Below are 12,620 nucleotides of genomic sequence, written 5' to 3' on the forward strand. Positions count from 1 at the left end.
CTATTGCGCCTGGTACAGCTTGAGCTTCTGCAACGCGTTGCCCACCGCGTCGTCGGGCGAGACGGTGCCGCGGCAGCACGCTTCCAGCTCGGCCGCGATCACGTCGGTCACCACCTTGTCGGGCACGCTGGCCGCCGTGGCGCTTTCCACCATGCGATGGTACGCGGCGATCTCGTCGTCGGCGAGCGCGGCGCGCTCGTAGTTCGTCATGCCGCCTTCGGCGCTCATGGAGCCCATGCTGTAGCCGCCGAGCGCTTGCGCGGCTTCCTCGAAGACGCTCTTGCACACGGGCAGGCCGAGGGAGCGGCCACCCGCTTGCTGAGTTTTCTCCAGCACGAAGGCGACCAAGTCCCGCGCGGCATCGGCGTTCTGGCTGTCGGCGCTGACGCCCACCACGGTGCGGGGCTCGAACGTCCGCACGCCGTCGAAGGCAAGCGGCACGATGGCGCACGGGTAGTCCGCGTTCGCCACGGCGATGCCCGCCATGCCGTAATCGGTCGTGTCGACCAGCGACCCGACGGCGATGCGGTCGTCGCCGTCGAGCAACCCCATGACCCCGTTGTCCAGCCCGTACGTATCGCCGTCGAAATTCCTGAACAGCGCGCCGATGTAGTCGTACGAGGGATCGACGCCCTCTCCCACGTTCGCCTCGGAGATCGCCACCAGCCGCTGCACGCTGCGGAAGAACGCCGCGAGCGCGTCGGCGTCGACGCTGCCGTCCTCGTCCACGATGACGGGATAGGACGCCGTGTACAGCGCCGCCAACGACAACGACCCGAGCTGCGCGCGCGTCTCGTCGCTTCGATCGACGTAGGCGGCCAGCTCCTCGAGGGAGCCCGCGTGCTCCAGCACCTCTTCGTCGCCCACCGCCGCCGGCAGCGCGAAGCGCGTGGGCACGGCGAAGCAGCCGCCATCGCTCGAAAACGCCGTGAGGACGTTTTCGTAGTAGGATTCGCGCGAACGCGCCGCCTGCACGTCGTCTTCGAGATCGAGCAGCATCCCTTGCTCGACGAGGTCCTTCATCGGCAGCCCATCGAGCACGAGCACGTCGGGGCCCGTTCCCGCCAGCAGATCGGCGTTGAGCGCCCGGATGGCATCGTCGGCGGTGAGCCCCGACCCGGCCGGGATGCCCACCTGCAGCTCCACCGCCGTTTCGGGGTGGTCGTCGCGGAAGGCGACCACCGCCTGCTGCACGTCGGCGTTGTCTTCGAGCGCGTACACCGTCAGCTCCGCCGTCTGCTCGCGCTCGCCCTCGAAGTAGCGGTACACGGCGCCCTCGCTCGACATGCGATCCTGATACTGGATGGCAAGGCTGCCGTCGGGCAGCAGGAGCAAGCCGGCTGGCTGCTCGGTGGAGTTCTCCAAATGCGTGCCCGCCCCGTCCAGCACGCGCTCCGCCGCGCCGTCGGCGCACCGGAAGACGGCACCCTTCGAGCACACGTACAGAGCGTCGGAGCCGCTTGCCAGCACCGGCGAGGCGCCGGGGTCGAACCCGTTCGGGGCGGGGAGCACCTGGTCGAATGCGGCGCGCAAGGAGGGGTCGACGTCGACCATCGCTCCCGTTCGCGCCTCGAACGCCACGATGTCGCTTTCCATCTGCATGCTGTTGCTGCGCGTGACGACGACGTACAGCGTCTCCTCATGCACGGCGAAATCGAAGGCGAACTCGCCTTCGGCAAGCTCGTACTCCACGGCTTCGCCGCCTGCGGCGTCGTAGCGCACCAAGCCGCCCTTCGTGCGCGTGATGCTGCCCGACTGCGAGACGATCACCGAACCGTCGTCGTCGACGCGGAACTTGAACACATCGGAGCCGATCGGAAGCGACGAGCGGGAGAACGAGCCGTCGCGATCGACCGCGTAACATGCCGGGTTCGACCCGCCGGACGACGACGCGATGCACAGCAGCGTTCCCTGCGGCGTCAAGGCGGCCCTGCTCAAATAGCGGTTCTCGCCGAGCGATTCCATGAGATCGTCGGCATCGAACGCCTCCTCCCACGTGCCGTCGTCCGCCTGCGCGAACACGGCCACGTGCGAGCGCCGGGCGTCGGTAGCCGCGACGAACAGCCCGTCCTCCTCCGTGAGCCGCATGTCGAGGATCTCGCTCATCCCCGCGGACAGCCGAACCTTCTCCTCGTAATGGGGAACGCTCGTCGCAAAGACGGCCGCCGTGCCGCTCGCCGGCGTCGTCCCCGTACCCCGCGCGCCGCCGGACGGCGCGCAGCCCGCCAGGCACAGCACGGTCGCCAGGATCAGCGCCGTAAGGTTTCGCACCATAAAAGCCTCCTTCATGCGAGGTCGGGCGCTTGCAGCGGCGCCCGTTGCCCGGAGTGTAGCAGCCTCCCGCTTCGCTCCCGCGAAGAATACCGGACTGTGGTAGGGTGAAATAAATCACCGTTGCCGCCTGACGTGGCACGATGCTAGGATCGGCCCAAACGAGCGAAGGAGGAGAGACGATGCAGATGAACCGCAGCAAACGTGCGATGGTCGGCGCCGTCTGCCTCGTCGTCGTGGCGCTCGTCATGGGTTGGTTCGTGGGACGCTACATCCCGGGGACGCCGCACGAGGCCGAGCCCCGCATCGGCGACGGGCTCTATTCCGAGACCGGGTACGCCGCAAGCGAGATCGTGGACCTCGCGCCCGGCTCCACGCTGGAACTGCGCGGCATCACGCAGGGGATAGCTTACAACGGCAGGCCCGACGAGGTGGCGCAGAGGACGCCGCCCGAGGTGGCCGAGCTATGGAAAGAGCAGGGGATGTGGGAATACGACGCCCCGGACCTCGATCTGTCCGTGCGCGAGATCAAGGTGATCACGACGAAGAGCTTCACCGACTGGTATCCCGAGTACGGCGGTCCGTATCGACCCGTCTACGAAAGCAGCAAGCTCGTCGCGGTGACCGTCTCGGTCGCCAACGTCTCGCCCGCCGCAGTAGACCTGCAGCGCGATTTCCCCATGCATAATTTCTCCCTGTGGGGCGAGAACCTCGACTACATCGACGACAGCCTCGGCGCAGGCGCGCGCCTGGACGACGCGTACTACTTCGCGAACGAGCTCTACAGGTCGGGACAAGACGCAGTCGAACCCGGCGAATCGGTCGAGATCATTCTGCCGTTCAAGGTCAACAAGAACGCCCTCAAGGACCAGAACGCGTTCGACGACCTCGACCCGTCCGACTTCTGCCTGCAACTCATCGACTACGACCCCGCCGTCGCCTACCGCTTGTGGCTGTAGCGGCAAGACGGCCCCGGCTCGTCGCAGCGAACCGGGGCCGTCTTCCGTCGATTGGCCCTCTTAGAAGAACACCTTGGCGGCGTGTTCGTAGAAGCCTTCGCGCTGGTAGCGCAGCAGCGTGGTGGGGGCGGTGCCGCGGGCGACGTAGACGCGCTTCACCGGCGCGTCGAACGTGAGCAGCTCGCCGTCGGCGAACAGGGTGGCCTCGCGGGGGTCGCGGTTGAGCGACAGGTCCATCTCCACCACGTCGTTGGCCGCCGTCACGATGGCGCGCGAGTGCAGCGTGTGCGGCGCCAGCGGCACGGCCACGAGGCCGTTGAAGCCGGGCGCCACGAGCGGCCCGCCCGCCGACAGCGCGTAGGCCGTCGAGCCGGTGGCCGTGGCCACCACCAGGCCGTCGCCGCGCATGTCGGCGATGTGGTCGCCCGAGATGCTTAAGCCGAAGTCGATGATGCGGCCGTTCGCGCCGCGCGTCACGGCCAGCTCGTTGAGCGCGAAGAACGTGCGCGCAGGATCGTCGAACTCGGGCACGGCCGCATCGCTGTCGTCGTCCCACGGGTCGGCCTCGCCCTCGCACACCACGTCGATGCGGAGGTTCGTGCGCTGCTCGGCCACCACGTCGCCGGCCAGCGCGGACGATACGATGGCGATCACGCCGTCGTCGCTCGAGTTCGCCAGGAAGCCCAACCGCCCGAAGTTGATGCCGAGGATGGGCACGCCCGACGTGCCGATCTGGCGCGCGGTGCGCAGGATGGTTCCGTCGCCGCCGAGCACCACCGTCATCTCGACGCCCGCGGCCAGCGCCGCGTTCACGCCGTCGTGATCGCAGCGGCACGAGAGATCGGACGAATCGACCAGCGTATACTCGAGGCCCTGCGTCGCAAGGTACGTCGCGAGCAGCAGCGATGCGTCCACCGCTTGCGAGTTGGAATTATTGCGTACGATGAGGATGTGCATGAAGGTCTTCTTTCCGGGTTTGCTATGATGGGGCCATTATATCCGAAGCATGAGGAAGCGTCCGTCCATGTCCGACAAGCTCGCACGAGCTCAACACACGCGCGTTGCCGAACCGGCACCCGAGCAGCCCGCCGCTGCGCCTCTGCGTCCCCAGCGCACCCACGTGCGCGCGGCCGACCCGGGCTCCACGTCGGAAATCAAAGTGGGCGGCCGCCACGCCGGCCTCGACCGCACCGTCATCGCGGCGGCCGTGGCCCAGCAGGTCGTCCCCAAGCCGCAGCCGCGGCTCGACCCCGCCAGCGCGAAGGCCCGCCTGCGCGCGGCCGCGCCGGGGGAAACCTCCGAGATCCACATCGGCGGCCGCCACGCCGGCCCCGATCGCACCACCCCGCCCCGCGACCCCTTCGAGCCTTCGACGCCCGACCCGCGCGAGCGCGAGCGCGCACGCGTCGCCCCGGCGATGCCCAGCTCGCGCGCCGAGCGCGCCGCGTTCCCCGGATCGACCTCGGAGCTGCCCATCATCAGCAAGCACGCCGGCGCCGACCGCACGCTCGCCCGCGTCGAGCAGCCCGAGCCCGAGGATGCCACGTCCGCCGTCGGATCGTCGGCGGCGCTCATGAGCATATGCACCATGCTCTCGCGCATCACCGGCTTCGCCCGCACCTGGGTCATGGCCTTCGCGCTGGGATCCACCCTGCTGTCGAGCTCCTACCAGGTGGCGAACAACCTGCCGAACCAGCTGTACGAGCTGGTGGTGGGCGGCATGCTGGTCACGGCATTCCTTCCGGTATATATGTCGGTGAAGAAGAAGCTCGGGCGCGACGCCTCCAACCGCTACGCGTCGAACCTGCTCACCATCGTGGTGCTGTTCCTCGGCGTGGTGTCGGCGCTGTGCATGGCCTTCCCCAGCGTGGCCATCTACACGCAAAGCTTCTACTCCGACCAGAACGAGATGGCCCAGTCGGTGTTCTTCTTCCAGTTCTTCGCGATACAGATCGTGATGTACGGCGCCACCGCTATCGTATCGGGCCTGCTCAACGCCAATCGCGACTACCTCTGGTCGTCCATCGCGCCCGTGGCGAACAACGTCATCGTCATCACGACCTTCGTGCTGTACGCCGTCGTGGCGCCGCAGAACCAGGAGCTCGCGCTGTACATCATCGCGTTCGGCAACCCGCTGGGCGTGTTCGTGCAGCTGGCCATCCAGCTGCCGGCGCTCAAGAAGAACGGCATCCGCGTGCGCCCGCGCATCGACCTGCGCGATCCTTCGCTGCGCGAGACGGTGGCCATCGGCGTGCCGGCCGTGTTCGTCATGCTGTGCTCGCTCATCGTGGTGTCGGTGCAAAACGCGGCATCGTACGGCTTCGCCGACAACGGCCCGTCCATCCTGCTGTACGCGCGCCAGTGGTTCACGCTCCCCTACGCGTTCTTGGCGGTGCCCATCACCACCGCCATGTTCACCGAGCTTGCCGACATGCAGGCTGAAGGCGACATGGAGGGCGTGAAGCGCGGCATCGTCGGGGGCACGAACCAGATCCTGTTCTTCATGATCCCCTTCGCGCTGTATCTCATGGTGTTCTCGTTGCCGCTGGTCACCCTGTACCACGCGGGAGCCTTCACGATGGAGAACGTCTCCTCCATCGCCACGTACATGTCCGTGCTCGCGTTCGCGCTGCCGGTGTACGGCATCAACACGTACCTGCAGAAGATATTCTCGAGCCTGAGGAAGATGGGCGTCTTCGCCGTGTTCAACTTCGTGGCCGGCGCGGCCCAGATCGCGCTCACGATGTTCGGCGCGGCGAACGTGGAGCGCTTCCCCATCGAGATCATCGCGGTGGCCGAGGTGCTGTTCTACGTGGTGGCCGACGTGTGCCTGTTCATCTACCTGCGGCGCCACCTGGGGCCGTTCGGTTTGCGCTCGGTGGTGAAGGCGTGCCTGGGCGGCCTCGTGTTCGGCGGCCTGGGAGCGGCGGCGGGCGGCGGCGTGCTGTTCGCGCTGCAAACGTATCTGGCTCCGCTGTCGGGCTCCATTCCGCAGGCGCTCGCCTACGTGCTGGTCGGCGGCATCGTGGCGCTCGTGGTGACGTTCGGCCTGTCCATCAAGCTGCACGTGCCCGAGGCGGCCTTCGTCAGCTCCATCGCGAGCAAGGTGAAGGGCAAGCTGGGACGCGGGTAGCGCCAGCGCCTGCCGCAAAGCGGGCGCGAGCAAGCACGCAAGCGAGCACAGGGGAGGTGCCGTGGAGCTGCATCAGTTGAGATACATGTCGGCGGTGGCGCATTGCGGAAGCGTGGCGAAGGCTTCCGAGGAGCTGTTCGTCTCCAAGCAGGCCGTTTCCAAGGCGATCCGCGCGCTCGAGCACGAGGCGGGCTTCGAGCTGTTCGACCGCGGCGAGCGCATGCACCCCACCGACGAGGGCCGGCAGTTCCTCGTGCACGCCGACGCGGTGTTGCGCGAGCTCGACGAGATCGACCGGTTCGTCCAGGAGCGCAAGACGGGCGACGTGGCCCCGGAATCGCTCGCCATCGCGTTCAAGTCGTTCCCGCTCGACTACCTGTTCTTCAACGACGGGCACGAGGCGGTGGCGCTCGTCAACGAGTTCGCCGCCCGCACGCCCGGCTGCGCCGTCTCGACGTTCAAGATGTCCGACACCGCCATCCTGAACGCCCTCGAGGAGGAGGCCATCGACCTCGGCTTCGTCCACGGCGCGTACAAGCGCCCGGGCATCAAGCTGCTTGCCCTCGGCCCCGTGGAAACGCGGGCGATCACGCTGCGCGGCAACCCGCTGTGCGAGCGCGCGCCCCTCGCGATAGCCGACCTCGAAGGGGTCCCCATCAGGAGCCCCTTCGATTTCGACCTGTTCACCACCGGCTTCGTGGCGGCCTGCCACGCCCGCGGCTTCAACCCGCTGTTCCGCGAGGTGCCGCTCAACGACGACGCCATCGACGCGTTCTGCAGCGGCGGCGGGGTGCACCTGCAACCCTACGACCCCTGCATGGAGGAGGCCTACCCGCAGTCGGTCTTCATGCCGTTCCACCCGGGCGAGCGGATCGACCTCCCCCTGTGCCTCGCCTACCGCGAGACGCTCGCGAAGCCGTTGGCGCTCAAGCTGGTCAGCTTCATCCGCAACGGCGTGCGGCGCTAGGCGTCCAGCAGCGACTTCGCCGCGATCCACCCGGTGATCCAGCTCGTGCCCACGCCGCCGAACACCGTCGAGTTCCAGAAGCAGCCGTAGTTCGCCTCGCCCGACAGGCCGCCGGCCGTAGTCGCGTTCGCGTACAGGCCGTCGATGAGCGTGCCGTCCTCGCGCATGACCTGCAGGTGCTCGTCGGTGCGCAGGCCGCACATGGTCTTCGCCATCTGGCTGCCCACGATGGCGCCGTAGAACGGCGGATCCTGCACGGGATGCAGCCACGTCGGATCGTACGGGGTGGACATCTCCTCGTCGACGCCCTTCGCGCACAGCTCGTTGTACTCCTTCACGGCGCGCACCAGCACGTCGCGGTCGAGCAGCAGCATATCGGCCAGCTCCTCGATGGTGTCGGCCTTCTTCACGGCGCCGCGCTCCACCGCCTCGTCCACCTCGGCGAGCCAATCAGCCGACACGAGCCCCTTCGTGTCGACGAGCGTGCTGGCGTCGGTGATGGGGATGCGGTTGCGGTCGGTGCCCTCGTCGGTGAGCACGTTCTTCTCGAACACGGTGGTCGGGAAGTTGGAGTCGCAGATGGAATACACGTGGTGCCCCACGGCCGACATCCACGCGGCGCAGTTGCTGAGGTCGCCCATCTGCCCGCCCGGGTTCGCGAACAGCTCCTGCGTGGCCGCGAAGTACGGCTGGCGGTTGCCGCGCTTGTCGATGATGAGCCACGGGTTGTGGAACAGCTGGCGCTCGCCGTGCCAGAAGTAGTGCCAGAACTGGCCGTCGCCGCCCGCCGTCTCCTCGTCGATGGCGCCCTCCCAGCAGCTCCAGGAGTCGAAGCCGGAGAAGTCGGCGCCCACGCCGAGGCCCATGCGGAACGCCTCGCCCGTGTGCGACGGCATGGGGCCGCCCTGCACGGTGCCCTCGTAGGCGCTCGGCAGGTAGGCGCGGATGAGGTCGCGGTTCATGCCGAAGCCGCCGGCGCACAGGATGACGCCCTTCGACGCCTTGACGTAGCGCTCCGCGCCGTCCGTCCCCTTCGCGACGATGCCCACCACGCGGTCGCCGTCGGCGACGAGCTTCTCGCACTTCGTGGACAGGCGGATGTCGGCGCCCGCCGCCAGCGCGACGGCCTCCAGGGCGTTCGTGGGGTTGTTCATGCCCAGCACGACGCTCTGCTTGCCGCTATGGACGTCGGCGTCGTGCCAGATGGGGCCGAAGCACTCCATGTTCATGCCGTCCTGCTCCATGATCCAGTCGCACGCCGCGCCCGACATGAGCAGCTGGTTCATGAGGAACTTTTCGTCGATGGAGTACGCGTTCTGCTCCTCGTACATGCGGGTGAACGCCTTGGCGTCGGGCGGAAACGTGGGCACGCCGAACTCGAGCGCGTTCTGGTCCTTCGAGCCGCCGAACACGTTGGCGAAGGTGCAGGCGTGACGGCTCGCACCGCCCACCTGGCCCTCCTTCTCGATGCCGATGACCTTGAGCCCCTGCTGCGCGAGGAACGCCGTGGCCACGATACCGCCGCCGCCCACGCCGACGATGACCACGTCGGCCTCGTCGTCCCACGCCGCCGGCGGCTCGACCGGCAGGATGGGCGCCGCGTCGGGCAGGTTGGCGTCGTGCACGCGCTCGACGAGGCGCGCGGTCACCTCGTCGGCAGGCGCTGCGGCATCGGCCGCCTGCGCCTTCTTGGACGATGCCGGCGCGGCGGCGCATCCCGTCAGCGCCATCCCGCCCAGCGCGGCGACGCTGGCGGCCAGGCCGCCCTTGACGAACGCCCTGCGCGAGAAGCCGCCGTTCGCGTTGTTCGATTCCCCATGATTCGTTGATGTAGACGTATCCACGTGATCCCTCCGGTCACTCGAATGTATGCGATGCCCGAGCCGCACAAGGCCCGGCATCTTCGCTTGATGCCCCTCGAGGTGATGCTTCGTTCAACACGTGTTTCAACGCTGTTAGCGTACCACGCCCCGCACGCAGCCCCCGTCATGCATGCATTGACGCCGCAGCAACTTCTCGTTGTCGGGGGGGGGTGGAACCGCCCACCCCCGTGGCGGGCGGAGACTGGGGGATCCAGCGCCCCAAACCGCGATGGTCGCACGTCGCGCGCATCACGAACCGGCGCCCGGGAACGAGGTCCGTCTCTGCATCCCTTGCGGGATGCGACTAGTCAAGCGCGAGAACTCAGGCTTCGGCACATGCGTATTTCAATCCCCGCATCCCTTGCGGGATGCGACATTCGCGACGATATGCGTTACTTCGTGCGCAACATATTTCAATCCCCACACCCCATGCGAGATGCGACTCGAGCGGCACGTTTGACCATATCTCGCCAAGCTCATTTCAATCCCCGCATCCCTTGCGGGATGCGACGCGGGGCCGCCCAGTAGATGTTCGTGCCGTACTCATTTCAATCCCCGCATCCCTTGCGGGATGCGACACTGTCGTACGTGCAAGCCTTGACCGGGCTCGTATTTCAATCCCCGCATCCCTTGCGGGATGCGACGTAGTACGGGAGATCGAGCTGGCCCTTCACCGTATTTCAATCCCCGCATCCCTTGCGGGATGCGACCGACCCAAGAGCGGGATTAAATTCACCCGTAGAAATTTCAATCCCCGCATCCCTTGCGGGATGCGACTGCAACAATTATGGCACGGCCCGTCGTCGTCGCACAACATCTTGGAAAGCAGGGATTACATGCGCGCAAAATCAGCCGCGGCGACTCCTTCCCCGCCCCGATTCCGGTGCGAACCTTCCTCATGCACCATGCTCACTCCATGCTCGCACTTCGCCACGCAAAAGAACGGCCGCCCGAGGGCGGCCGTCGTGCGTCGCAGCGGCGCCGTTACGCCACCTTCGTCTTCGGCTTCAGCTGTTCGCTCGACTTCCCGAAGAACACCTCGTACCAGCACAGGAAGCAGTAGATGTTCCAGATGCGCATCATCTTGAGCTTGCCGCGTCCCTCCACCGTGGAGAAGTCGGCCGACTTGTGGTCGTCGAGCATCTGCACGAGGTAGTCCACGTTGAAGAACTCGTGCGCGGCATCGCTCGTGAACGCCTCCTTGATGCGGTCGTAGTACAGGTCGGTCTGCAGCCACACGGTCAAAGGCGTGATGAACGGCTGCTTCGGCATGTTCGCCACCTTCTTCTGGAAGCCCAGCTTGGATGCGGCCACGCGCAGCGCGTACTTCGCGTGGTCGTCGTCCACGCGGCAGGCCGTGGGCAGCTGCAGCGCCACGTCGAGCACCTTCTTGTCGAGGAACGGCACGCGCAGCTCGAGCGACTGCGACATGGACATCTTGTCGGCTTTCAGGCAGATGTCGAACGGCATGTAGCTGACCATGTCCACGTACTGCGTCTGCGTGATGATGTCGAGGTCCTGCTTGGCCGCCTCGTCGAAGTGCGGCTTGCACCACTCCCAGGGCTTGCACGGACCCGCGTAGTCCTTCAGCACGTTGGGGATCTCGTCCCACATGTAGTTCATGCTCGCGCGCTGGTACGACTTCTCGGGGCCGCCCGAACCGCGCATGGCGAAACGGCGCCCGTGGAACGGCGGCAGCTTCTCGGCCACGGCGCCCGCGGCGGCGCGCAGGGGGCGCGGCACCTTGAAGTACTTGTCGAACTCGAACTGGTCGTGGTAGATCCAGTAGCCGCCGAACAGCTCGTCGGCGCCCTCGCCCGACTGCACCACCTTCACCTGCTCGCGCGCCAGCTTGCTGACGAAGAACAGCGGGATGGCGCTCGGCGCGCCGAGGGGCTCGTCCATGTGGTACTGCTCGGTGGGCACGATGTCGAGAAATTCCTCGGCGCTCACCTGCGTCTGGAAGTTCGGCAGCTGCGCCCACTCGGCGAACGCCGTGGCATCGTCCAGCTCGTTCAGCTTGATGTCGAAGTCGGGCAGCGCGTCGATCTCGGCCAGCTTGTCCTCGCAGCCAATGTCGTAGCCCACCGAGAACGTCTTGATGTCGGGGGCGTGCTGCCCCATGCAGTACGCGGCCAGCGAGCTGTCGATGCCGCCCGACAGGAAGCTGCCGATCTCCACGTCGGCGATCTCGTGCGCCGCCACCGATTCGTCGAACACGCGGTTGATCTCGTCGGCCCACTCGTCGAGGCCCTTCGATTCGTCGATCTTGTACGTGATGCGGTAGAAGCACTCGATATTCAACGCGCCGTCCTCGAACACCATGAAGTGGCCGGGCAGCAGCTTGTGGACGCCCTTGAACATGGTCTGCGAGTCGTTCATGTACTCGAAGCACAGGTACTGCGGCAGCATCTCGCGGTTGAGCTCCTTGGCGAACGCCGGATGCGCCAGAAACGCCTTGATCTCGCTGCCGTAGATGAGGCGGTTGCCGCACGTCTGGTAGTAGAACGGCTTGATGCCGAACAGGTCGCGCGCGCACACGAGGCGCTTCTTCGGCGCATCCCAGATGGCGATGGCGAACATGCCGCGCAGCTTCTCGAACACGTCGGTGCCCCACGCCTCGTAGCCGTGGACGATGGTCTCGGTGTCGCCGTTCGTGACGAAGGCGTAGCCGAGCGCCTCGAGCTCGGCGCGGAGCTCCTGGAAGTTGTAGATCTCGCCGTTGAACGTGACGGTCACGGTACCGTCGGCGTTCTGCATGGGCTGGCGGGAGCCTTCGAGGTCGATGATGGACAGGCGGCGAAATCCCATCGCGATGTCGTCGTCCACGAAGAAGCCCTCGTCATCGGGCCCGCGGTGGGCGATGCGATCGGCCATGTCCTTGACGACCGCCTTGTTCGTTTCCCGGTCGAAATCGACCGCAGTGAATCCCACGAATCCGCACATGTGGCTGGTTCTCCTCCTGAGCGCGTGCCCGCACGATCACGCGGCACGAATACGTTCACATCTTCCGGTATGATACGCCACGCTCCCTCTAATCCCAAGATTCACAAGGGAAAACCGCAGACGGACTCAGCCGAATTACACAACCAAACGCGTCGGCGGCAGCGAAACTCCCGCATTCTAAGCAATTCTTTCGTTTTGCGTACATTTTCGCCGCCCGGACGAGCTCCCAGCCCTCGCCACACCATAGAGAAGCTGCATCGTCCCAGGTCAGAGATTCCCGATTCCGTCACCGACGCTCGAAACGCACCCGAAAAGCACGCAAAACGCAAAAATTGCTTACTTCGCGCCGATTCCCGTGTCCGAAGGGCTTCCCGAGCGGACTCGCGAAACGGCAGAAGCGCATCTGTGGGCTCTTTTCATGAAGCGCGCACGGGGCGGGCGGGCTGTGGGATAATGACCTGATCACCGTATCTGAAGGAGAT

At 66.3% G+C, this 12,620-nt stretch carries 7 protein-coding genes; 3 read left to right on the forward strand and 4 right to left on the reverse strand.

Annotated features, from left to right (window positions below; translation table 11 throughout):
• Nucleotides 1–2,274, reverse strand: a complete 2,274-nt coding sequence (locus tag GS424_RS12000; RefSeq protein ID WP_160942789.1) for an ABC transporter substrate-binding protein — start codon at nucleotides 2,272–2,274, stop codon at nucleotides 1–3.
• A gap of 185 nt (nucleotides 2,275–2,459) precedes the next feature.
• Here GS424_RS12000 and GS424_RS12005 point away from each other — a divergent pair, with 185 nt between their 5' ends.
• Nucleotides 2,460–3,230, forward strand: coding sequence for a hypothetical protein (locus GS424_RS12005; RefSeq protein WP_244977536.1), 771 nt, complete (start codon nucleotides 2,460–2,462; stop codon nucleotides 3,228–3,230).
• Nucleotides 3,231–3,290: 60 nt separating this feature from the next.
• On the opposite strand, the gene GS424_RS12010 is transcribed toward GS424_RS12005, so the two are convergent.
• Nucleotides 3,291–4,187: an NAD(+)/NADH kinase gene (locus GS424_RS12010; protein ID WP_160942787.1), complete on the reverse strand. Its 897-nt coding sequence runs from the start codon at nucleotides 4,185–4,187 to the stop codon at nucleotides 3,291–3,293.
• 67 nt (nucleotides 4,188–4,254) lie between these two features.
• Between GS424_RS12010 and murJ the strand changes: the two genes are divergently transcribed.
• On the forward strand, nucleotides 4,255–6,363 hold the full coding sequence (gene murJ / locus GS424_RS12015) for a murein biosynthesis integral membrane protein MurJ (RefSeq protein ID WP_160942786.1): 2,109 nt from the start codon (nucleotides 4,255–4,257) through the stop codon (nucleotides 6,361–6,363).
• Between the two features lie 61 nt (nucleotides 6,364–6,424).
• Complete coding sequence (locus GS424_RS12020; protein ID WP_160942785.1) at nucleotides 6,425–7,330, forward strand: LysR family transcriptional regulator; 906 nt, start codon at nucleotides 6,425–6,427, stop codon at nucleotides 7,328–7,330.
• On the opposite strand, the gene GS424_RS12025 is transcribed toward GS424_RS12020, so the two are convergent.
• Both GS424_RS12025 and asnB read right to left on the reverse strand, forming a co-directional pair.
• Entirely contained in the window at nucleotides 7,327–9,174 is a 1,848-nt protein-coding gene (locus GS424_RS12025; protein WP_160942784.1) for an FAD-binding protein, read from the reverse strand. The two genes, GS424_RS12020 and GS424_RS12025, sit on opposite strands and share 4 nt — an antisense overlap.
• A gap of 1,002 nt (nucleotides 9,175–10,176) precedes the next feature.
• Entirely contained in the window at nucleotides 10,177–12,138 is a 1,962-nt protein-coding gene (gene asnB / locus GS424_RS12030; protein WP_160942783.1) for an asparagine synthase (glutamine-hydrolyzing), read from the reverse strand.
• Between the last annotated feature and the right edge of the window lie 482 nt (nucleotides 12,139–12,620).

The sequence above is a fragment of the Eggerthella guodeyinii genome, from assembly GCF_009834925.2.
Taxonomy (GTDB): domain Bacteria; phylum Actinomycetota; class Coriobacteriia; order Coriobacteriales; family Eggerthellaceae; genus Eggerthella; species Eggerthella guodeyinii.